The sequence below is a fragment of the Streptomyces mayteni genome (assembly GCF_054783955.1).
On sequence record NZ_BAAGPR010000123.1, the window covers coordinates 1 to 21820 of the forward strand.

22 protein-coding genes and 1 pseudogene are annotated in these 21820 nt (G+C 71.4%); 12 read left to right on the forward strand and 11 right to left on the reverse strand.

Annotated elements, in window-relative coordinates; all coding sequences use genetic code 11:
• Positions 1–104: 104 nt before the first annotated feature.
• Entirely contained in the window at positions 105–1829 is a 1725-nt protein-coding gene (locus ACYVPE_RS34030) for an albusnodin/ikarugamycin family macrolactam cyclase (RefSeq protein ID WP_461037685.1), read from the reverse strand.
• Positions 1830–1895: 66 nt separating this feature from the next.
• Complete coding sequence (locus tag ACYVPE_RS34035) at positions 1896–2030, reverse strand: lasso RiPP family leader peptide-containing protein (RefSeq protein ID WP_461037665.1); 135 nt, start codon at positions 2028–2030, stop codon at positions 1896–1898.
• A 188-nt stretch (positions 2031–2218) separates the two neighbouring features.
• Between ACYVPE_RS34035 and ACYVPE_RS34040 the strand changes: the two are divergent.
• The 3 genes and pseudogenes from ACYVPE_RS34040 (at position 2219) to ACYVPE_RS34050 (ending at position 4374) form a co-directional block, all read left to right on the forward strand.
• A pseudogene (locus ACYVPE_RS34040) lies at positions 2219–2981 on the forward strand (DUF6879 family protein).
• Positions 2978–3817, forward strand: a complete 840-nt coding sequence (locus ACYVPE_RS34045) for a helix-turn-helix domain-containing protein (protein ID WP_461037666.1) — start codon at positions 2978–2980, stop codon at positions 3815–3817. Before ACYVPE_RS34040 ends, ACYVPE_RS34045 begins: the two are co-directional and overlap by 4 nt.
• 29 nt (positions 3818–3846) lie before the next feature.
• On the forward strand, positions 3847–4374 hold the full coding sequence (locus tag ACYVPE_RS34050; RefSeq protein WP_461037667.1) for a DUF6879 family protein: 528 nt from the start codon (positions 3847–3849) through the stop codon (positions 4372–4374).
• Here ACYVPE_RS34050 and ACYVPE_RS34055 read toward each other — a convergent pair.
• Complete coding sequence (locus tag ACYVPE_RS34055) at positions 4344–4925, reverse strand: ATP-binding protein (RefSeq protein ID WP_461037686.1); 582 nt, start codon at positions 4923–4925, stop codon at positions 4344–4346. The genes ACYVPE_RS34050 and ACYVPE_RS34055 overlap by 31 nt on opposite strands.
• A gap of 114 nt (positions 4926–5039) precedes the next feature.
• Here ACYVPE_RS34055 and ACYVPE_RS34060 point away from each other — a divergent pair, with 114 nt between their 5' ends.
• The 3 genes from ACYVPE_RS34060 to ACYVPE_RS34070 are packed head-to-tail and all read left to right on the forward strand — an operon-like array spanning position 5040 to position 6318.
• Positions 5040–5870, forward strand: coding sequence for a helix-turn-helix domain-containing protein (locus ACYVPE_RS34060; RefSeq protein WP_461037668.1), 831 nt, complete (start codon positions 5040–5042; stop codon positions 5868–5870).
• Between the two features lie 9 nt (positions 5871–5879).
• On the forward strand, positions 5880–6086 hold the full coding sequence (locus ACYVPE_RS34065) for a DUF397 domain-containing protein (protein WP_461037669.1): 207 nt from the start codon (positions 5880–5882) through the stop codon (positions 6084–6086).
• A 49-nt stretch (positions 6087–6135) separates the two neighbouring features.
• Positions 6136–6318 carry a DUF397 domain-containing protein gene (locus ACYVPE_RS34070; protein WP_461037670.1) on the forward strand — a complete coding sequence of 61 codons (183 nt, stop codon included), beginning with the start codon at positions 6136–6138 and terminating at the stop codon, positions 6316–6318.
• A 54-nt stretch (positions 6319–6372) separates the two neighbouring features.
• On the opposite strand, the gene ACYVPE_RS34075 is transcribed toward ACYVPE_RS34070, so the two are convergent.
• Complete coding sequence (locus ACYVPE_RS34075) at positions 6373–7818, reverse strand: BNR repeat-containing protein (protein ID WP_461037671.1); 1446 nt, start codon at positions 7816–7818, stop codon at positions 6373–6375.
• A 209-nt stretch (positions 7819–8027) separates the two neighbouring features.
• Here ACYVPE_RS34075 and ACYVPE_RS34080 point away from each other — a divergent pair, with 209 nt between their 5' ends.
• Entirely contained in the window at positions 8028–8924 is an 897-nt protein-coding gene (locus tag ACYVPE_RS34080) for a TauD/TfdA dioxygenase family protein (protein ID WP_461037672.1), read from the forward strand.
• 20 nt (positions 8925–8944) lie between these two features.
• On the opposite strand, the gene ACYVPE_RS34085 is transcribed toward ACYVPE_RS34080, so the two are convergent.
• From ACYVPE_RS34085 to ACYVPE_RS34095, 3 genes are all read right to left on the reverse strand, one after another.
• Positions 8945–9838: a glutathione S-transferase C-terminal domain-containing protein gene (locus ACYVPE_RS34085; protein ID WP_461037673.1), complete on the reverse strand. Its 894-nt coding sequence runs from the start codon at positions 9836–9838 to the stop codon at positions 8945–8947.
• 131 nt (positions 9839–9969) lie between these two features.
• A complete protein-coding gene (locus tag ACYVPE_RS34090; protein WP_461037674.1) occupies positions 9970–10095 on the reverse strand; it encodes a hypothetical protein in 126 nt (41 codons plus the stop codon).
• 53 nt (positions 10096–10148) lie between these two features.
• Entirely contained in the window at positions 10149–11255 is a 1107-nt protein-coding gene (locus tag ACYVPE_RS34095) for an LLM class flavin-dependent oxidoreductase (RefSeq protein WP_461037675.1), read from the reverse strand.
• Between the two features lie 552 nt (positions 11256–11807).
• On the opposite strand from ACYVPE_RS34095, the gene ACYVPE_RS34100 reads away from it, so the two are divergent.
• The 4 genes from ACYVPE_RS34100 to ACYVPE_RS34115 all read left to right on the forward strand — a co-directional run bounded on the left by ACYVPE_RS34100 (position 11808) and on the right by ACYVPE_RS34115 (position 17365).
• Positions 11808–14975 carry a glycosyl hydrolase 115 family protein gene (locus ACYVPE_RS34100; protein WP_461037676.1) on the forward strand — a complete coding sequence of 1056 codons (3168 nt, stop codon included), beginning with the start codon at positions 11808–11810 and terminating at the stop codon, positions 14973–14975.
• 91 nt (positions 14976–15066) lie between these two features.
• Entirely contained in the window at positions 15067–15918 is an 852-nt protein-coding gene (gene fdhD / locus ACYVPE_RS34105) for a formate dehydrogenase accessory sulfurtransferase FdhD (protein WP_461037677.1), read from the forward strand.
• Between the two features lie 144 nt (positions 15919–16062).
• Positions 16063–17085, forward strand: coding sequence for a helix-turn-helix domain-containing protein (locus tag ACYVPE_RS34110; RefSeq protein WP_461037678.1), 1023 nt, complete (start codon positions 16063–16065; stop codon positions 17083–17085).
• 133 nt (positions 17086–17218) lie between these two features.
• Positions 17219–17365 carry a hypothetical protein gene (locus ACYVPE_RS34115; protein WP_461037679.1) on the forward strand — a complete coding sequence of 49 codons (147 nt, stop codon included), beginning with the start codon at positions 17219–17221 and terminating at the stop codon, positions 17363–17365.
• Here ACYVPE_RS34115 and ACYVPE_RS34120 read toward each other — a convergent pair.
• Entirely contained in the window at positions 17362–18420 is a 1059-nt protein-coding gene (locus tag ACYVPE_RS34120; RefSeq protein WP_461037680.1) for a bile acid:sodium symporter family protein, read from the reverse strand. The genes ACYVPE_RS34115 and ACYVPE_RS34120 overlap by 4 nt on opposite strands.
• Positions 18421–18670: 250 nt before the next feature.
• Positions 18671–19078 carry a RidA family protein gene (locus tag ACYVPE_RS34125; protein ID WP_461037681.1) on the reverse strand — a complete coding sequence of 136 codons (408 nt, stop codon included), beginning with the start codon at positions 19076–19078 and terminating at the stop codon, positions 18671–18673.
• A 121-nt stretch (positions 19079–19199) separates the two neighbouring features.
• Here ACYVPE_RS34125 and ACYVPE_RS34130 point away from each other — a divergent pair, with 121 nt between their 5' ends.
• Complete coding sequence (locus ACYVPE_RS34130) at positions 19200–19583, forward strand: winged helix-turn-helix transcriptional regulator (protein ID WP_461037682.1); 384 nt, start codon at positions 19200–19202, stop codon at positions 19581–19583.
• A 7-nt stretch (positions 19584–19590) separates the two neighbouring features.
• Here ACYVPE_RS34130 and ACYVPE_RS34135 read toward each other — a convergent pair whose 3' ends face one another.
• Together ACYVPE_RS34135 and ACYVPE_RS34140 are read right to left on the reverse strand one after the other, a co-directional pair.
• Entirely contained in the window at positions 19591–21144 is a 1554-nt protein-coding gene (locus ACYVPE_RS34135) for a tripartite tricarboxylate transporter permease (RefSeq protein ID WP_461037683.1), read from the reverse strand.
• Positions 21144–21731 carry a tripartite tricarboxylate transporter TctB family protein gene (locus ACYVPE_RS34140; protein WP_461037684.1) on the reverse strand — a complete coding sequence of 196 codons (588 nt, stop codon included), beginning with the start codon at positions 21729–21731 and terminating at the stop codon, positions 21144–21146. Before ACYVPE_RS34140 ends, ACYVPE_RS34135 begins: the two co-directional genes overlap by 1 nt.
• Positions 21732–21820 lie beyond the last annotated feature (89 nt).

Consider the following 21820-nt stretch of genomic DNA (forward strand, 5'->3'; position numbering starts at 1 on the left):
GACACCCCCACCCACAAACCGAAACCCCTGCCACCACGTCCAACGACCACCCCCCACAAAGGTCACGCATTCGACCAAAGAACACCCGTCTCCCACCAGAGACTTCACGAGTGCCAAGCCCAGGACACACACCAACACGCGCCAACACGCGCCAGAACACACTCACCCGCAGCCAACGGACAACAGCTCCCCGGCCCCCACTCCGCGAGTCGCGACGTGGCCAGCAACTCGCGCAGCTCACCGTGGCGGGCGCGCAGGCCCGCGTAACCATGCCCGCTGAAGCTGGCCTTGGTACGGCGAGCCAGCACGCTCTCCGGCACCAGCCCGCCCATCGCTGCTCGCAGTTGCGGCTTGGGCTGGCGTGCGGCGGTGCGCTCCCACGAGGGCGAGCCGAGCGTGGCGCGCACCACGCGGTTGTCGAGAAAGGGGGCGGAAACCCGCAGCCCCATACGGTCGGCCACCGCGAGGTACTGTGCGTGCCCGGCGCCGAACCAACGCAGTCCGCGCCAGTCCCGCCATCCGCCCGGTGGTTCGTCCCCCCTCACGGTCTCGGCCGCGCTCCGCAGCCGCTCGGCGAGGTGCCAGCGCACCTCGGGCAGCAGCCAGTCGGCCACCGCCGAGATCGTCACCCAGTCAAAGGAGCGGAAGAGGCCCCGCCCCCGGTCGCCGTCGTCCAACCGGCCTGCGGCGCACCACAGTCCGTCGGCGTACGACTGCCGGCCGAGCCGATGAACGGCCCGCCACAGCCGTTGCGCGCTCACCCGCCAAAGCCGGGCCCGCGCCAATGTCTCGCGGACGGAGGCCAGATGGCGACCGCTGGCAACCAGGTCCGCGAGGAACGCCGGTGAGGTGGACAGCACGGCGTCACCGCCATTGCCGGTCAGGTGGACCTCACTGTCCCGGCGCGCGGCGGGCATCAGATAGGCGCGCCGCCGAGCGAGGGTGAGCAGGTCGGACGTCGGGGCGTCGGTGGGTGGGACGGAGTTCAGAGACCCGTAGGGCAGGTCCGCGTCGCTCCCTGACACGAGATGACGCTCGATGGCGGGAGCGCCGCGCGCCGCCGTGCCCGCGTGGTGGAGGTCGTCGCCGTTGCCGAGCGCGGGGTGGGTGTAGGTGACGGCGAACACCGGGCGCCGAGCGGCGGCGAGCACCGCGACGGTGGTGGAGTCCAAGCCTCCGGAGAGATCAGCGGTGATCTGCCTGACCCCGCTCGTTCGGAGATCGACGGCCTCGACCAGCGCCTCGCGCAACTCCTCGGCGTCGGGCCGCGATGCCGCTTCCACCGCGTACGGCTCTGTCCGTGCACCGCGATCTCCCAGCACCAACGCGTGTCCCGGCGACAGCCGACGTACGCCTCGCCAGGCCGACCGCCCCTCGTTCAATTCCTCGACGAGTGGCACGACAAGGGACGCGCTCAGAAAGTCGGTGTCAATATCGCGATCACCGAGGGCGGCCAGGGCCCGGGCACTCGTAGCCCAGATCCAACCTCCGCCGTAGGCACGCCAGTAGACCGACCAGGTGCCGGCCAGGTCGTTCACCACCACGGTGCTTCCGGGGGCGGTGAACACCGTGAGATAGGACCCCGGCCAGTGGGTCACCCGCCCCCAGTCCCCTCGGCGCATGGCCGCCAACCCGGCCTCGAGATCCCTCCTGGAGGCCCCACACCACCCCACTACAGCCAACCGCGCCGCTCCGTCACGCACCGCGGCCACCCGGTGGGCACCGATCGCCCAGGCCCGCCCCTCAACCCGTCCGACGTCGACGCCGGACGGGTACGGACGTACGGGAGCCGACTCGAAGGGGTGCTCCCACCCCGCTACCCAACGCATGTTCACCTCCCAGCAGGAGAACGACCGTCACCCGCTCCTATGGACCCGGGTGACGATCTCGGCCGGTCATTCCTCGTCTTCGACGCCCTCGCCGATGTCCTCGTAGTACCGGTCCTCGTCCTGCGTGTCCTCGGCGACCGACCCCAGCGTCACGTCACGCACCGCCCCCAGGACCGTCACCTGGGGAGCCACATACGACATGTGGATCACCTCCGCCCAGAACGGTAGGCGACGAGGGTGGCGTGGTTCGCGCCCGATTCTCGAATATTCATCAACACCGGGATTCGCCTCGTCTCCGCGCGAGAATATTCGCGAATCACGGCACGCCAGCCGAAACAGAAACCGGCATCCTTGGGCCGGAGAGCCATCACACGAAGGGTGGTCCACGTATGGCACGAAGGCTCCGGTTGCTGGGCACGAACTCGGGGAACGACGGATGCCCGACCCCCTATGAGGACCTTGACACGGGCGAAGTCCTGGTCCAGGGCCACGAGGCCACGGATCCGGACGACATCGCCCAGCTTCGAAACGTCAGGGATGGCGAGGCGTTCGTCATCGTGCCCAGGGAGCTACTGGTGGACTTTTCCCCGAAGGAAACGGAACGGACACCGCAGATCATCGAGTTCGCCGATTTCGGCAACATGTTCAGGACCCTTGAGCACACCGCATGGCGACTGGAGTCTCGAAAGGTCTATCGGTCGGACGAAGAGACGGAAACCTACCGGCGCTTCGTGCGCGGTGAGGATCCCGGATACGACCTGGAGCACCCGTGGTGCGTCTCACGTCGCGAACAGGCGGCCCTCGGGAAACGCTTCGAGCGGGTCAGGACCGTCGACCGCCCACCGACCACCGACCACCGGGCAGCTCTACCTTCTCGACGGCGCTCGCCGCCAGAACTCCGTGGTCGGCGAGGACATCCGCAACCTGTGGCGTGACGAAGCGGACCACCTCCAGCTGCCCTCGGAGGACTTCTGGATCTTCGACTCCCGCGTCGTCGCCCTGCTCCACTTCGACGACGCCGACGACATCACGGGGGTTGAGCTGATCACCGAGCCACGGCGGGTCCTCCGTTACTGCCAGGTGCGGGACGCCGCCTGGCATCACGCCAGGCCGTACCAGAGCTTCGCGGCTGAGGTAGCTTCCCTTGGGTGACGACTGATTTCCAGCGGGCCAGGGTCGCGCTCGGCACCCGGCTGCGCGAACTTCGGTTGGAGGCCGGCCTCACCGGCCTCCAACTGGCGAGCCGCCTGGGCTGGCCTCAGTCCAAGGTCAGCAAGCTGGAGAACGGGAACCAGACGCCAGCGCTCGATGATCTACGTGCCTGGGCAGCGGGGACCGAGCGCCCCGAGGCGACGACGGAGCTGACGATCCGGCTTCGCAGCCTGGAGTCCAGGACCCGCTCCTGGCGACGTCAACTGGCTGCGGGCCACCGCCCCGTGCAGGAAACGATCAACGCCGAGCATGAGCGATCCACCGTTGTCCGTGCCTGGCAGAACGCGATGGTCGTCGGCATGCTGCAGACCCCCGAGTACGCGCGGAGCGTCTTCGCGGCTTATGCGGACCTGTACGATTCCGGTCGAGACCTGGACGAGGCTGTTCAAGCCCGCATACGCCGGCAGTCGCTCCTCAACCAGCCGGGTAAGCAATACCACTTCGTCATGTGGGAGGGCGCGCTTCGAGCCCAGATCTGTCCTCCTTCGGTCCTGGCGGCGCAACTGGAACGGCTGATGACGGTGACTGGCACGAACAACGTGCGCCTCGGCATCGTCCCGTTCGAGGCCCAACTCCCCCTGCCACCCACCAACGGATTCTGGATCCATGACGAACGGCTCGTCGTGGTCGAGGACTGGCACGCCGAGTTGTGGCTCGACGACGCCGAAAGCGTCGCTCTCTACGGCAGAGTCTGGGACCGGCTCAACCAGTCAGCACACTACGGTGAGGCTGCTTACCGCATCCTGCGCCGAGCCCACCGGGCTCTCGGCCCCTGACAACTTCCCGCCCGATTCGGAGGACAGCCTTGCCCGAGTTCGTGCCCCAGCGGGAAATCAACGAGTTCATCAACGACGGATTCACTCACACGGCCTGGCGTCTGGAAACCCGCACCGGATACGCATCCGATCAAGCGATGCCGTCGTACCAGGAGTTCCTGAACACCGGCGACACGGCCGGCGAGGTGGGCCACCCCTGGTTCGCGAACGTTCGACGGATGATCGCCGCCGGCAAGCGGTTCGAGCGGGTGCGCCTCGTCGATGACCCGCCGACGACCGGTCAGCGGTACCTGCTGGCATGCGCCCGCACCAACGTCGCCGCGGGCGAGGACATCCGCCTGCTGTGGCGGTGCGACGCGGAGTGCCTTGGGCTGAACGTGTCGGACTTCTGGCTCTTCGACTCTCGGGTCCTGGCGCGCTTCCACTTCGACGGGGACCGCACGATCGGAATGGAGCTGATCAACGATCCGGTCGAGGTGCTGCGCGCCTGCCAGCTGCGCGACGCGGCGTGGCATCACGCCAGCCCCTACGAGACGTTCCGGTCCGCGCTTCCCTGATCCCGGTACTCGTCGTAGCGAGCCCAGACCCACTTGGCCGGGCCGGGGCTGAGTTGGCAGCCGAGCGCGCCGGCCATCTCGCGCAGCAGCCAGAGGCCGCGGCCACCGGTGCTGGTCCAGTCGGGCTCGGTGATCGCGGGGAACGTGGCGCAGCGGTCCCTGACCATCAGGTACAGGGCAGCGTCTCGGGTGGCCATCGCCAGACGGCAGCGAGGATCGTCCACGTGCCGGGCCACGTTGCTCAGCAACTCAGTGGCGGCCAGCCGCACGGAGTCGACCGCACCCTCGCCGCCGCCCCACCGAGTGGCCACCTCCCCCACCTCGGCGCGCCAGCGCGCGAGTTCGCCGGGTGTCGCTTTCACATCCCAGGCGCATGCGCGGCGGTTGAGGACCACCGCCGGAACCAAGGGAACTGCCATTCGCCCTCCCAACTCACGGGCCACGCGACGTGGAGTCACGCTGCGACCGCTCTCCGTCAGCTGCTCCAGGCTGAAGCAGCGGCTCCAGTTCCGCAAGGCACGATGGCGCAAGTCTGCGATTTCATATCCCATGAACAGTAGAGCGATATAGCGCCGCGCTGCCCTGTGCCGGTACAACGGATCGAAGGAAGCACCCTTCCACGAGGGAGATTTGTCATGGGGCAACCAGTAACCACCGTTCGCAGGATGCGCCTGGGCATGGAGCTTCGCCGGCTCCGGGAGCGTTCGGCCAAGTCGCAGCTGGAAGCAGCAGACCTCATCGACTCAAGCGATGCCAAAATCAGCCGGGTTGAGGCGGGCAAGACCGGTCTGACCAGGCTGGAGTTGGTGGCGCTACTCGACCTCTACGAGGTCACGGACGAGAAACTGCGGGATGGGCTCGTCGAGCTCAACCGCAACAGCCGCAAGCGCGGGTGGTGGCAGCAGCAGAGGGATGTACTGACACCGAGGCTCCAGGAGTTGATCGAGCTGGAGTCGACTGCCTGCCAGATCTTCGAGTACGAGGCACTGGTGATTCCTGGGCTCTTCCAGACGGAGTCCTATGCTCGCGCCATCATCGGTGGATTTCCGTCACCGCGCGGCCCGCTGGTGGACCAGGCCGTTCAGATCCGGCTGGAGCGTCAGAAACTTCTCCAACGCGAGGAGGCTCCTCGGATCTTCTGCGTCTTGGATGAGGCAGCTCTGCACCGTGAGGTGGGTGGCCCTGGAGTGATGGCCAACCAGTTGAGAAGGCTGGTCGATCTCAACAACCCGCCGCATCTGACCTTCCAGGTCGTCCCGTACGCGCACGGCGCCCATGCGGGAACGGACGGACCGTTCCGGCTCTTCTCATACCCGACGCCCGCGGATATGGACATCGCCTTCCTGGAGCAGAAGGATAGTAGGGTCTTCATCGAGGAAGCAGCCGATGTGGCGCCCTACCGAATCGCGGCAGAGCACCTGCGCACCCAGGCGCTGTCCTCGCCCGAATCGATGAGCCTGATCTCCGCCCTCGCTGCGGAGTTGGACAGTCAGTAGAGGACGACGATGCGACACGGTCTGCCGGCGGACAACTGGCGCAAGTCGAGCTACTCCAACGCCGGGAGCGGGAACTGCGTGGAAACGCAGCTCACGCACGATGGTCTCGTAGCCGTAGGTGACAGCAAGGACCGCACGCGCGGAGCGTTCCTCTTCCCCGCCGCCGAGTGGGGCGCCTTCATCGCTCGAGTCAAGAGCTCAACGGCGGCGGAGTGAACGGCCGATGGTCGGGGAGAGTGCGCCGCGAGGCACCCTGCCGGCTGACATGTGGCGCAAGTCGAGCTACAGCAGCAGCGACGCGGGCGAGTGCCTGGAGACCCAGTGCACGCATGACGCCCTGGTGGCCGTAGGCGACAGCAAGGACCGGTCGCGTGGGGCGTTGGTCTTCTCCCCCGCCGGATGGAGCACGTTCGTGGCGGGGATCAGGCACGCGACGCTGTCGCGTTGACCGCCGGCGCGTACCCGCCTCCGGCGGCAGGCGGCGCCCCGTCGAGAGACCGGCTCACGCCCTCGACAGCTGGAAGTCGATGACGCGCAGCGGCGACGGCGTGGTGCCGGTGGATCGCTCCTGGTAGAGGACGGAGAGCACGCCGTCGACCGGGACGCGGGTGGAGTCGACGACGACCTCGCCGAAGGCGTTGAGGGACGAGCCGGCCGCGGTGCCGTCGTAGAGGAGGGTCCAGTCGGTCCAGCCGCTGGCGGCCGACGCGGCGGCGATCCGCAGGTACGGCATGACCACGTACGCGTTGTCGAACGCGTCGAGCACCAGTTGCGAGCGCTGGCTGGATCGCATCGGCACCGGGATCTCCCGCTTCCGCCAGGCGCCGGTGGCGTCCTGGTGGACGTGGAAGTTGTAGCCGTTGGCGACGCGGCCGGCGACGTAGTCCGGGACGCACTGGCCGAAGCGGCCTGGGACGTACGAGATGAGCGCGTGTGGGCGGCCGGCCGAGTCGACGGCCTGGGACTCCTGGTTCATCAGCGCGTGGTCGGGGCTCAGTGGATCGACCACGAGCCCTGGGGAGTTGACGGAGACCAGGGTGGAGCCCGTGGTGCCGACGGTCGTGCCGGCGGCGTTGTTCCAGGTGCGGCCGGCGTCGGAGCTGCGCAGGTAGACGGTGTCGTGGTTGGTGAGGTTGGCGCCGCAGGTCACGGCGGTGGACTGCTCGCGCCAGGTGCCGAACACGTGCAGCCGGCCGTCGCGGCCGTAGTCGAGGCCGTGGAGGTAGAGGTTGCGGGCGTTGCTGGTGCCGTGGGCGGTGGTGTAGGCGCCGGTGGCGCTCGACCAGGCGCCGAGGTTGGTCCAGCGGGTGCCGTCGTACTCGGCGAGCGCGGCCTGGCCGTTGCCCGAGTAGCCGGTGCGGTAGCTGAGTTGGAGCCGGCCGGCAGGTGAGACGAGGAGCTGCGGGTAGGTGAAGGTACTGGTGAGGGCGGTGCCGTCCATGCTGGTCTGGACGGGGCCGAAGCGGTCGGCGCGCCAGGGGTGGGAGCCCGGCGACGTGGCCAGCCCGGCGACCGACTTGACGTAGAAGTAGCCGCTGCTGTGCGAGTCGAGCACGAGGTGGAGCCGGCCGTCCGCCGGGGAGACGCCGACCGAGATGACGTTGTGCGAGTCGTTCACGGTGAGGGCGTGGCCGACGGTGGTCCGCGACCAGCTGGTGGCGGAGAGGGGGCGGCGGGCGATGGTGGCCTGCCGGTCGCCGGCGTACCAGACGGCGTACTGGTGGCCGTTGTGGGTGAGCAGGCCGTGTTTCTGGAAGGCGTTGTTGTTGACCAGGCCGTCGAAGGAAACGAAGTAGAGCGCGGTGGCGTCGAGCAGGGTGCTGCCGCGCACGGTGGCCGAGGGGCCGGCCGCCGCGGCGGCGCTGGCGTGGCCGGCGGCGAGCCCGGCCAGGGCCGCGGCGCCGAGGGCCGACTGGATGACGCTTCTGCGGTCGGGGGTGCGGGACATCGGTCGCTCCCTGGGATCGGGCGGGGATCGGGCCGGTCTGAATGGATTCAACTCCCGCCTGCCCAACCGGTCAACGGCCCCACCGCCACGGGCTCGCCGACCCCGGAACCTGGCCGGAAACCGGGCCCCCTGTGTTCGGAAACGCGTTCGCGTCGCCGCGCGTTCCACAAGATCGAGGCAGCGTCGCACTCTCATCCGAAAGGCTCCCCATGACCTCCGCACCCCCCACTCTGCGCATCACCCGTCTCGGCGGCCGGATCGGCGCCGTCGTCGAGGGCGTCAGGATCGACGGCGAGTTGGCGCCGTCGATCGTGGCCGAGATCCGAGCCGCCGCGCTCGCCCACAAGGTGGTCTTCTTCCGGGACCAGGAACATCTGGACGAGGAACGGCACGAGGCGTTCGGGCGGCTCTTCGGGCCGCTGTTCGCGCACCCCACCGTCCCGGCGGCCGACGGGCGTTACGCGTTCCCCGTCGACTCCGAGCACGGCGACCGCGCCAACCGCTGGCACACGGACGTCACCTTCGTGCCCGACTACCCGGCGTTCTCCGTCCTGCGGGCCATCACCATCCCGCCCTACGGCGGCAACACCGTCTGGGCCAACACGGCCACGGCCTACGCCGCGCTGCCCGAGCCGCTGCGCGCCCTCGCCGACGGGCTGCGGGCCATCCACACCAACGAGTTCGACTACGCCGCCGTGCGGCCCGAGGCCGACGCCGCCCAACTCGCCAGGTTCCGCGAGGTGTTCGCGGCCATCAGGTTCCGCACCGAGCACCCGGTGGTCCGGGTGCACCCGGAGACCGGCGAACGCAGCCTGGTGCTCGGCAACTTCGTCCAGCGCTTCGCCGGGATCCGGGCCCGCGACTCGCAGTTGCTGTTCGAGCTGTTCCAGGGGCACATCGAGCGCCCGGAGAACACGGTGCGCTGGCAGTGGCGCGCGGGCGACGTGGCCATGTGGGACAACCGCGCCACCCAGCACTACGCGGTCGACGACTCCGACGGCCACCATCGCTCGCTCCGCCGGATCACCGTGGCCGGCGAGGTGCCGGTGGCGCCGGACGGCGGCGAGAGCCGGCTGCTCGAACCGGCCACGGTGCCGGGGCGCTGAGCGCGGGCCCGCGCCGCCAGCTAGCGCGGGCCGCGCTGCCTGGCCGGCGAGGCCAGCAACTCGCCGGTGGCCGTCCAGTCGATGATCTGGACGGCCGCGCCGGCCGCCTCCAGCCCCCGGCAGTCGTGGTGGTGGCGGCGCTCGATCTCGTCGAGCCGCAGCTGGCCGGCGAAGGCCGGGTTCGCCAACTGCCGCCGGGCGAACGCCCACAGCCGGGGGTGCGCCGCGATCCTGTGCACCGCCTCCGCGTCGAGATGCCAGCGGTGCACCGTGTCCAACTGCACCAGCGTGACCCACAGGTGTACGTCCGCGGCGGTCAGCGCGTCGCCCAGCAGGTGGGGCCCCGCCGCCAGCCGCTCCTCGACGGTGCCCAGCGCGCCCAGCAGGGTGGCCAGCGCGGCCGCCCGCCCGGCCGGATCGCCGCCGGCCTGGCCGGCGCGCTGCGCGGCCGCGTTGATGTCCTGCCCGAAGAGCCGGTCGAGCGCCCTTGTCTCGTCCTCGGCGCCGGCCGGATACAGCTCGGGCGCGGCCGGGCCGCCGAAGCGCAGCGCCAGGTCGCGCAGGATGTCGCCGGTGTGGTTGCTGACCACCCGGCCGGTCCACCGGTCGGCGAGCACCGGGGCCTTGGCCGGCCCCGGGTAGCGGTAGGCGGTCGCCTCGTAGGGCTCGCGCAGCGCCGCGTAGCCGGCGCCCGGCGCGTCGGGCACGGGCGGCAGCAGGGTGCGGGAGATCCGGCCTTCGAGGCCGAGCAGGGCGTGGGTGACGGCGATCCGCAGACAGCCGGGACAGGACAGCGCGAGATACAGGTGGTAGCGGTGGGCGGCCGGGTAGTAGCCGTGGTCGGCGTCGGGGCCGATCCGGCCCCTGATGGACGAGGCGGGTGTACAGGCGGGCAGCGACGGCGTCGTGGACATGCGTCTCCCTCGCGGGCTCGGACGGGAACGGGCGGTGAACGGGGAGGTGAAGGGGGGAGGGGGGTGCGCACGAGACGGTGCACGCGGGCAGGCCGGAGCGACGGTCCGCGGGCGGGAGGCCGCGAACCGCCTCAGCGGTCTTGGTAGGCGCTGCAGACCCGCAGCAGGTCGATGTGGCGGCGCGAGGTCAGCAGCCAGCGGGGCGGGGCGGACGGCAGGGGGCAGGGACAGTCGGCCGTCGGCCCTCCGTCACCCATCACACCCCGCCGTCCCCAGTCCGGTCAGCTCGGCCGCCGACGCGGCCGGCTGCTCAGCCGGCCGCAGCGGCCGGCGCGCGCGAGGCCGCCAGCTCCGCGTCGCGCCTGGCCACCTCCTCGCGGACGAGGGGGATGACGTGGCGCCCGAAGTCGATGGCGTCGCCCAACAGGTCGTAGCCCCGCGCCGAGATGATGTCCACTCCCAGGTCGTAGTAATCCAGCAGCGCGGCCGCGACCGTCTCCGGAGTGCCGACCAGGGCGTTGGAGTTGCCCGCGCCGCCGGTGGCGGCGGCGGTCGGGGTCCAGAGCGCGCGGTCGAACCGCTCGCCGCGCTCGGCGATGGCGATCAGCCGCTGGGAGCCGGTGTTCTCGGGCGCCGGCCGGTCGACGCCGGCCCGCCTGGCCCGGATGGCGCCGACCGTGCGGTGGGCCTTCTCCCAGGCGAGCTCCTCGGTCGGCGCGATGATCGGGCGGAACGCGACCTGGATGCGCGGCACTTCGCGCCGCCCGGCGGCCGCGGCCGCGGCCCGTACCGCCTCGATCTGCTGGGCGGTCTCGGCCAGTGGCTCGCCCCACAGGCAGTAGATGTCGGCCTCGGCGCCGCCGGTCGCCAGGGCCGCGGGCGACGAGCCGCCGAACGACACGTCGGGCCTCGGCTGTTGGACCGGGAAGACGTCGCTCACGTAGTCGTGGAAGGCGTAGTGCTCGCCCTCGTGGTCGAAGGGCTCGTGGCTGGTCCAGATCCGCTTGACGAGCTGGATGTACTCGCGGGTGCGGGCGTAGCGCTGGTCCTTGGTGAGGGTGTCGCCCTCGCGGCGCTGCTCGTGGTCGTTGCCGCCGGTGATGAAGTGGACGGTGAGCCGGCCGCCGCTGAGCTGGTCGAGGGTGGCGAAGGTGCGGGCGGCGAAGGTGGGTTGGGAGACGTTGGGGCGGTGGGCGAGCAGGATGTTCAGCCGGTCGAGCCTGGCGGCGAGGAACGCGGCGCCGGTCGCGGGGTCGGGTGATCCCGAGCCGTAGGCGAACAGCACGCGGTCCCAGCCGTGGTCCTCGTGGGCGCGGGCGAGGCGGAGCGTGTAGTCAGGGTCGAACGCGGCACCGGAGCGGGGGGTGGTCTCCGAGCCGTCGTGGGTGGCGGCGATACCGAGGAATTCCACGGGCATGGCGATGAGGCCCTTCGATGGCGGGGTGATGCCGTCAGGCGGCGAGGCGAAGGCGGGTGGCCGGGGTGGGCGCGCACGTCGGTGGCCACGGCGGCGCCGGGGCGGCGCCTGGGTGGCCACGGCGGCGCCTGGGTGGCGGTCACGCGGCGGAGGACAGCCGTGCGGGAACGGCCGGGAGGGGGTGAGCCGGGCGCGCCCGCGTCAGGGGCGGCGACACGCGGCGGACCACACGCGACCGAAGTCGATGTGGTCGCGGGTGACCAGACGCCGCTCGCCGCTCATGTTCCCAGTGGAACAGCGGCCGGCTGGCCCGTCAACCGGGGGGTCGGCATGCGGACCGGCTCGACACCGGTCGTCCGAAAGGTTTTCAGCCGGCCGCCGGTCCGGGCCCTCGCGGGACGTGGCGCCAACCGTCCTTCGCCGCGGGGCGATCGCGTCGCGAACCAAGTATTGACCTGGGCATGACGCCTCGTTAGCTTCATCCGAGATCTCGGCCCGTTCCTTCCGGAACTCCGCCGATAATTTTCGCCACCCCCCGCCTGGAGATGGATCATGACGAGCCGTCGCGCCTTCCTCGGTCTCCTCCCCCTGACGGTCGCGGCCGCCGGCACCGCGCCCACGGTCGCCGCGGCCGACCCCGCGTCCAACGCCTCCGCCGCGCCCGCGAACACGGCCGAGCGGCGCGGTACCTTCGTCTCCACCGCCTGGCGACCCGGCAGCCTGCCCCTGGTCGCGGACGGCAGAACCATCCCGATCCTGGTGAGCTCGGCCGACCACCCTGGCGTGCTGCGGGCCGTCCAGGACCTGCGGTCCGACATCGAACGGGCCACCGGCAGCGCCCCCGACATCAGCCACGACCGCGCGCCGGCCAGGCACGACGACCTCGTCATCGTCGGCACCATCGGCCGCAGCCCGCTCGTCGACCAGCTGGTCGCGGCCGGCAAGCTCGACGTCACCGGGATCGCCGGCAGGTGGGAGACCACCCGCGAACAGCTGGTGCTCAACCCGCTGCCCGGGGTGCGCCGGGCCTTCGTGATCGCCGGCAGCGACCAGCGCGGCACCATCTACGGCCTCTACGAGACCTCGCGCCAGCTCGGCGTCTCCCCCTGGCACTGGTGGGCCGACGTGCCGGTGCCCCGCCACGAGCGGGTCCACCTGCTCCCCGGCCGCTTCACCCAGGGCACCCCGGCCGTGCGCTACCGGGGCTTCTTCATCAACGACGAGAACCCGGCGCTCGGCACCTGGGCCCCGGCCTTCTTCGGCCCGGGACACGCCCCCGACTTCCCCAACGGCTTCAACAGCGCCTTCTACGCCCGGGTGTTCGAGCTGATGCTGCGGCTGCGCGCCAACTACCTGTGGCCGGCCGTCTGGGGTCGCGCCTTCGCCGAGGACGACCCGGCCAACCACGCCACCGCCAAGGAGTACGGCATCGTCATGGGCACCTCCCACGAGGCCCCGATGATGCGCGGCATCGAGGAGTGGAACCGGCACGCGGTGCCCGCTCGGCGCGACGCGGCCGGCGAGATCGTCACGCCGGGGCACGACCCGTACGGCGGCACCGGCGAGTGGAGCTTCCGCCGCAACGGCGAGGCCATCAGGCGCTACTGGGCGGACGGCGTGCGGCGCATGGTGGACGAGGACTTCGAGGGCGTCGTCACGCTCGGCATGCGCGGCAACGGGGACGTCAGCCTCCCGGACGGGGACGGCATCGAGCTGATGGAGTCCATCCTGGCCGCCCAGCGCCGGATCCTGGCCGAGACGACGGGCGCGGCCGACGTCACCGCCATCCCCCAGGTGCAGACCCTCTACAAGGAGGTCCAGCGCTACTGGGACCAGGGGCTGCGCCCGCCGGACGACGTCACCGTCGTGTTCTGCGACGACAACTGGGGCAACATGCGGAAGGTCCCCGACCCCCGGCTGCCGGAGCGCGCCGGCGGCTACGGCCTCTACTACCACTTCGACTACGTGGGCGGCGGCCGCAACTACAAGTGGGTCGACACCATCAACCTGGCGTCCACCTGGGAGCAGTTGCACCTGTCGTACCGCTACGGCATCGACCGGCTCTGGGTGGTGAACGTCGGCGACCTCAAGGCGGAGGAGCTGCCCTTGCAGTTCTTCCTCGACTACGCCTGGGACCCGGAGCGTTGGCCGATCGAGCGGCTCGGCGAGTGGGAACGCCAGTACGCGGAACAGAGCTTCGGCCGCGAGCACGCCGAGGCCATCGCCGGGGTGCTGCACGACTACGGCGTCCTCCAGGCCCGCCGCAAGCCGGAGTTGCTCAACCGGCGGATCACGGTCGACCCGACGAGGGACCCGGCCACCGACCCCGCGGCGATCGGCTACGACGACCAGGCCACCCCGTTCAGCCTCACCGACTACCGGGAGCTGGAGCGGGTCACCGCCGAGTGGGAGGAGCTGGACGCCAGGGCGCAGCGGATCGGCGAGGCGCTGCCCGACGAACACCACGACGCCTACTACCAGTTGGTGCAGTACCAGGTGGAGGCCACCGCCAACCTGTACGCGCTGCGGTCCGCCGAGTTCACCAACCTGCACTACGCGCGACAGGGCCGGGCGGCCGCCAACCAGCTCGCCGACGACACGGACGCCAGGTTCGCCGACGACCAGGCGATGTCGGACTACTACAACAACACGCTGCGGGACGGGAAGTGGACCGGCTTCCAGACGCAGCCGAAGATCGGCTACGGCGACGTCGCCCGCTACGGACCCGACGCGCCCTGGCAGCAGCCGCAGACACCGAACCACGAGGCACTGCCGGACGAGGTGTTCCCGCCGGTCCGCCGGATCGAGCCGGCGGCCGGCGCGGAGCTCGGCGTGGCCGTCGACGGCTCGGCCGAGTGGTGGCCGAACGCCTCGACGCCGGCGGTGCTGCCCGAGTTCAGCCCCTACCAGTCCCAACCGGCCCAGTACGTCGAGGTGTTCAACCGCGGGCGGGAGCCGTTCGAGTACCGGATCGAAGCCGGGGTGCCGTGGCTGCGGGTCTCACCGGCCGCCGGCACCGTGCGGAGCCAGGTGCGGGCCGAGGTCACGGTCGACTTCGCCGCCGCGCCGCTCGGCACCAGACGGGTGCCGCTGGTCGTCACCGGCCCGGGCGACGCCCGCGTCGAGGTCACGGCGGTGGTGAACAACCCCGGGGTGCCGCTGCGCCGGCTCACCGGCTTCGTCGAGGCCAACGGCTATGTCTCCGTCGAGGCCGGGCACTTCGACCGGGCGGTGGGGCGCGCCGGGGTCCGCTGGCAGCGCGTCCAGGACCTCGGCCGCACCGGCGACGGCATGACGCCGTTCCCGGTCACGGCCCCCCGCCAGACCCCGGGCGGCCACGGCCCACGTCTCGAGTACGACCTGACGCTGTTCACCACGGGCCGGGTGCGGGTGCTCGCCTGTCTCTCGCCGCGCAACAACGTGCTGCCGACGGACGGCCTGAGCTACGCCGTCTCGTTCGACGACGACGTGCCCCGGCGGGTGAACGTCAAGGCGGTCAGCGGCGCCGACGACACGTCGATGAACCGGCAGTGGGAGCACGGCACGTCGGACAACGTGCGGATCACCACGACCGAGCACCGGATCGCCGAGCCGGGGCGGCACGTGCTGCGGTTCTGGATGGTGGACCCGACCGTGGTGCTGCAGAAGCTGGTGGTGGACACCGGCGGCCTGCGGCCCAGCTACCTCGGCCCGCCCGAGAGCCGGCGCGCCGACGGCTGAGGCCGACCGCCGGCGAATCGTCTACGGTACTCCGTACACGATCTCGTGCCTCCGGGGCGCTTTCCGCCGCGCCCCGGGGCATGATGAACCCATGGGACGAGTCACCGAACGCCGCCGCGTCGTCCGGATCAGGGACGGCGCCGTCAGCCAGCGGGCCGACACCCTGGTGGGTGAGGAGCCCCTGGAGATCCGCCTCAACGGCCTGGCCATCGCCATCACCATGCGCACCCCGGGCGACGACTTCGCGCTGGCCGCCGGATTCCTGGTCAGCGAGGGGGTGTTGGCCCGCCCCGAGGAGCTGGCCCGGATCACCTACTGCGCCGGCGCCCAGGGCCCGGACGGCAGCGGCAACACCTACAACGTGCTGGACGTGCGGCTGGCGGACGGCGTCCCGCTGCCGGACATCTCGCTGGAGCGGAACGTCTACACGACCTCGTCGTGCGGCGTCTGCGGCAAGGCCAGCCTGGACGCGGTGCGGACGACGGCCCGTTGGCCGCTCCCCCTGGCGGGCGGCCCGCGCCTCGACCCCGCGCTGCTGTCCGAACTCCCCGACCGGCTGCGCGCCGCGCAGCGCGTCTTCGACCGCACCGGCGGCCTGCACGCGGCCGCCCTGTTCGCGGCCGACGGCCGGCTCCTCGACGTCCGCGAGGACGTGGGCCGCCACAACGCCGTCGACAAGGTCGTCGGCCGGGCCCTGGAACGGGGCGACCTGCCGCTCGACGACACCATCCTCCTGGTCTCCGGCCGCGCCTCGTTCGAACTGGTCCAGAAGGCCGTGATGGCCGGCATCCCCGCCCTCGCCGCCGTCTCGGCCCCCTCCTCCCTGGCCGTCGACCTGGCCGACGAGTCCGGCCTCACGCTGATCGGCTTCCTCCGCGGCACATCGATGAACATCTACGCCGGCGCGAACCGCGTCGCCCTGTCGGTCCCCGCCACGCCCTGAGCCCCCGGCGGGCCGCCCGGCGTCGCGGACTTGGCCTGCGCCCGGCTGTGTCCCGAGGCTCAGGCGCGAGACCATTCATGGATGGCTGATCGAGTGAGGCCCGTGGCGCCGCCGCGGGCGTCCGCGCAGGGCGGGTGGGTTTCCGTGTCGACCGACGGCCTGCCCGCCGGCGACCGCTTCGACTGGTGGGGGCAGTTGATGCGGGAGGACGTCATGGCAGTGACGATGGCCAGCGAACGCCCCGCGCGCTTCCGCGGGGGAACCGGCAGCATCGTCCTCCCGCCCACGAGCGTTTCCGCACTGTACCTCTCGTCGTGCTCGGCCACCAGGACACGCGCGCACATCCGTGGCCACGACCCGGAGGACTACTACCTGTTCGCGGTCCGCGCCGGCCGCATCGGGCTTGAGCAGAACCGCACCACCTCCTGGCTCGGCGTCGGCGAGCTGGGCCTGTACTCCACCTCCCGACCGCTGCGGGCCGACTTCCGCGGGGGCGGCCGCCCGGTCCGGGTGGAGATGATCCGGCTGCCCAGGGCGCTGCTCCCGCTGCCCTTCGACACGGTGGACCGGCTGCTCGCCGAGCGCCTGTCCGCCAGAACCACGTCGGGCGCGCTGCTGGCCCAGTACCTGTCCACGCTCCTGAAACAGGCGCGGGAGTCAGGACCGGCCGAACTGTCCAGGCTGGGCTCCGTCACCGTCGACCTGGCGGTGACGCTCCTCGCCGGCCGGCTGGAGGTCGCCGACGCCGTCCCGCCGGAGAGCCACCGGCAGGCGCTGCTGGCCCGGATCGACGCCTTCATCGAGCGCAACCTCCACGACGCCGACCTGCGGCCGGCCGACCTCGCCGCGCACCACCACATCTCCGTGCGGACGCTGCACGAACTGTTCAGGGAACGGCCGGAGACGGTCGCCGCGACGATCCGCCGGCGCCGGCTGGAACACTGCCGGGCCGATCTCGCCGATCCACGGCTGCGGCACAGGACGATCGGGGAGATCGCCCTGCGGTGGGGGTTCCGCCACCCGGCGGACTTCAGCCGGTCCTTCCGCGCCGCCTACGGCGCACCGCCGGGTGAACTCCGACATGAGGCGCTGCGCGGTCTGCCGGACGCGCGGCGGGCGCGCCGAGCGGGCGCGCCGAGCGACAAGGAACCGCGCACGCACTGCTGATTCGCCGCCGACGGCGCGGTGCCATGATGCGAGGCAACGGGGCGGTCGACGCCCCGACCGCGACCGCGAGTCACGTCACAGGCTGACGGGGGTGGGCCGAGGCTCGGCGTCTCGGCCGGTTGGGGGTGGTTCCGTGAGCGACTGGGACGCGTACGAACGGGGGCGGCGTGACGAGCGCGAGCGGATCCGCAGAGCGATCGACGGCGACGAGCCGAGCTGCCTCGGCTATCTCGTCCTCGCTGTGATCATTTACGCGATCGTCAAGGCCTGCTCCGGCTAGGGCGCGCCACGCCCCGCACGGGCCCCTGAGGTGCGAGTCGCCGGCTCGCGGGCGGCCGCCGTCGGGTGCGGAACCTTCTGAGCGGGCGCCGGCTGGCTCGACCTCGCCCATCGTCGGGCGAGGAACGCGCAGACGAGCAGCTGCAGTTGGTGGAACATCATCAGCGGCAGCACCGCCATCGCCGCCTGCCCCTGGAAGATCACGCCCGCCATCGGCAGCCCGGCGGCGAGGGACTTCTTGGAGCCGGCGAAGACGATCGCCACCCGGTCGTCGCGCGCGAAGCCGAGCCGGCGGGAGCCGTAGAAGGTCAGCAGCAGCATCACGGCGAGCAGCACCACCAGGACGCCGAACAGCGCCAGCAGCCGGCGCCAGCTGACCTCGCCCCAGACGCCCTCGGTCACCCCCTCGCTGAACGCCGCGTAGACGACGATCAGCACCGAGCCGCGGTCGACCACCGAGAGCGCGCGGCGGTGGCGCTTCACGAAGCCGCCGATCCAGCGGCGCAGCAGTTGCCCGAGGACGAACGGCAGCAGCAGCTGGCCGCCGATGGTGAGGAGCGTGTCGGCCGAGAAGCCACCGCTCGCGCCGATCAGGCCGGCGGCGAGCAGCGGGGTCACGAAGACGCCGAGCAGGCTGGAGAAGGAGCCGGCCGCGATGGCGCCGGCGACGTTGCCCCTGGCGATGGAGGTGAAGGCAATGGAGGACTGCACCGTGGACGGCACCAGGCACAGGAACAGCAGCCCGGGGTAGAGCGGATCGCTGACCAACCAGGGCACCAGGCCGCGGGTGGCCAGGCCGAGGAGGGGGAAGACGACGAAGGTGCAGGTGATGATCGTGAGGTGCAGCCGCCAGTGGCGCAGCCCGTCCATGGTCTCGCTGGTGGAGAGTCGCGCGCCGTAGAGGAAGAAGAGGAGGCCGATGAAGCCCGCGGTGGCGGCGTCCACGCCGTCCGCGGCCCGGCCGCTGGCGGGGAACAGGGCGGCGAGCCCGACCGTGGCCAGCAGGAGCACGATGAAGGGGTCGATCAACCGGGCCAGTCTGCGCACGTTCGCCATTCTCTCTCCCGGGCCCCGCGTGCCGCCGCGGAGGTCCGTTCGTAGACGATATCCGAGCGACGTCTACCGGATATTGCAGACCGGTTACCACTGGCCAGGGCGCTGGTCGGCGCCGGCTCACCTCGCGGTGAGGTGTTCGTCACCACCTGGCGTGGACTGGACCAGCGTCCGGGGCGCCCGGTTCGGCGGCGCCCCGGACACGTTCGACGGGAACCGATCCGTCGAGCCGCTGGTCGGTCGAGCCGCCGGTTCAGTCGAGGAACGCGGTGGCCTCGATCTCGACCAGGTGCTCGGGCACGTCGAGCGCGGTGACGCCGACCACCGTGATCGGCGGCACCGGCGTGACCTCGAGCTTCGCCGCGGCCCGTGCCGCCCCCTCCAGGAACTGCGGCAGCTTGTCGGGGGTCAGGTCGACCACGTAGACGTTCAGCTTCGCCACGTCGTCGAAGGTCGCGCCGGCCGCGGCGAGCGCGAGGGCGACGTTGAGGTAGCACCGCTCGACCTGGGCGACCAGGTCGCCCTCGCCGATCGGCGCCTGGTTCTCGTCCCAGGACACCTGCCCGGAGACGAAGACCATCTTCGAGCCGCTCGCGACCGACACCTGCCGGTAGAGGTCGATCTTCGGCAGTCCTTCGGGATTCAGCAGGGTGATGGCCATAACGCTCGTCTCCTCGTCATGAGCCGCGCCCCGGGGGCGCGCTCTCTTGTGGTTCCCCGGAAACCGTAAGAGAGTGTGCTCTGACGTGGAAGAACGCACTTTTCAGTGACTGGGGAACCCGATGGTGACCAAGCAGTTCAAGGGCACGGCGGTCGACGAGGCGGATCTGCGGCGGGCGGACTCGCTGGCCCGGGAGATCTTCTCGGACGTCGCCAACAAGTGGGCCCTCCTGATCATCGAGACGCTCGGCGAGCGCACCCTCCGCTTCAGCGAGCTGCGGAACGAGGTCGAGGGCATCAGCCACAAGATGCTCACCCAGAACCTGCGGATGCTGGAGCGCAACGGCCTGGTCGAGCGCACGGTGTACCCGACCGTGCCGCCGCGGGTCGAGTACACCCTCACCGTGTCGGGCCAGGGCCTGCGGAAGACGGTCGACGCGATGTGCGAGTGGACCCACCGGTACTTCGCCGACATCGAGTCGTCCCGCCGCCGCTTCGACGACTGACCGCCGCTCACCCGGGCACGGTGGTCCTCGCCCGCCGCGCCCGTACCGCGCCCCGCACCCGGTTCCCGACGGTGAGGGCGAGCGCCACGGCGAGCAGCAGGTAGAGGGTGACGGCGATGCCGCTGTCGAGGAGGACGCCGACGTCGCCCTCGCTCACCGCGAGGGCGCGCCGCAGCTCGGTCTCGGCGAGCGGGCCCAGGATGACCGCGATCAGCACCGGGGCGAGCGGCAGCTGGAAGCGCCGCATCAGCAGGCCGAGCAGGCCGATGCCGAGCAGCAGGAGCAGGTCGAAGGCGGAGGCCGAGGTGGCGTAGATCCCCAGGCCGCAGAAGACCGTGATGCCGGCGTAGAGGTACTGCCTGGGCACCAGCAGCAGCTTGGCCCACATCGGGGCGAAGGGCAGGTTGATCACCAGCAGCACGACCATGGCGATGAACAGCGAGGCGAGCAGGGTCCACACCAGTTCGCCGTTCCGCTCGAAGAGCAGCGGGCCCGGCTGCATCCCGTACTGCTGGAACGCGGCCAGCATGATCGCCGCGGTGGCGGAGGTGGGCAGGCCGAGCGCGAGCAGGGCGCCCATGGCGCTGCCGGCGGTGGCGTTGCCCGCCGCCTCGGGTCCCGCGACGCCCTGGATGGCGCCCTTGCCGAACATCGGCTCGCGCCGGCGGCGGTCGAGCCGCCGCTCGGTCGCGTAGGAGAGGAAGGTCGGCACCTCGGAGCCGCCGACCGGGACGACGCCGAACGGCACGCCGAAGCCGGCGCCGCGCAGCCAGGCCGGCCAGGCGCGGCGCACGTCGCCGCGGGAGAGCCAGGGCCGGCCGGAGAACGCCACTCTCCCCCGGCTAACGCCGGGAGGTGCCCCCATGGCGGGCGGCTCGCGGTGGATGCGGGACGCGACGTGCAGCACCTCGCCGAGGGCCAGCAGGCCGACCGTGATGACGACGATGGACACGCCGTCGAGCAGCGGCGGCAGGTCGAGGGTGAAGCGGGAGGCGCCGGAGGATCCTTCGATGCCGATCAGGGCCAGGCTCAGGCCGATGACCAGCGAGATCGAGCCCCTGACGGCCGAGTCGGCGACCACGGTCGCGGTGGCGGCGAAGGCGAAGACGGCGAGCGCGAAGTACTCGGCGGGGCCGAAGAGCCCGGCCAGGTCGGCGAGTCGGGGCGCGAAGAACACCACCAGGGTGGTGGCGATCATGCCGCCGATGAACGCGCCGATGGCGGAGGTGGCGAGTGCCTGCGGGGCGCGGCCGGCCCTGGCCATCGCGTGGCCCTCGAAGGTGGCGGCGATGGCCGAGCTGTTGCCCGGGGTGTTGAGCAGGATGCCGGTGGTGGAGTCGCCGAAGAGGCCGCCGTAGTAGACGCCGGCGAACATGATGAACGCGCCGGTCGGGTCGAGGCTGAAGGTCACCGGGAGCAGCAGGGCGACGGCCATGGCCGAGCCGAGCCCCGGCAGTACGCCGACGGCGGTGCCGAGCACGGCGCCGACGACGACCCAGAGCAGGTTGATCGGGCTGAGGGCGCCGGCGAAGCCGTCGAGCAGGTGGGAGATCGGGTCCATCACAGCGCCCCTTCCAGGATGCCGGCGGGCAGCGCGAGGCCGAGGCCGGCGGAGAAGGCGAGTTGGACGACGGCGGAGACGGCGAGCGCCAGGCTGGCGTCGAACAGCGGCCGGCGGCGGTCGAGGGCGTGGGCGACGCCCCAGAAGAGCAGGGCGGCCGAGAGCAGCCAGCCGACCGGTTCGAGCGCGGCGGTGAACAGCAGGAAGGTGCCGACGACGATCCCGACGGTGCGCCAGTCGGTGCCGGTGGGGTGGGCGGGCTCGTCGGTCGCGGGCTCGCCGGCCGTGGCGGGTTCGCTCCCGGTGTCCCGCGGCGCGGCGGGGCGGCGCAGGATCTGCCAGGTCAGCAGGGCGGCCAGGGCGTAGGCGAGCCCGGTGACGATCGTCGGGAAGAAGCGGGGTCCAGGCGAGCCCGCGGTGGGGGGCACGGTCATGGTGAGCAGGCCGTGGGTGAGGAACGCGGCGAGCGCCAACAGCACGGCGACGACGGCGAGTTCGCCGCGGCCGGCGAGCGGGGAGCGCCGCGGCGCGGCGGGCGTCGAGCCGGCGGCGGCCGGCGCGGACGGCTGGTCGGTGGTGGTGCTCATTAGGGGACCATCCCTTCTGCAGCCCTCACGGGTAGGGTTGTGACCTCTCGGTCCCGGTGGGTGCATGGCCAGTAGTGCGAGCCGTTTGA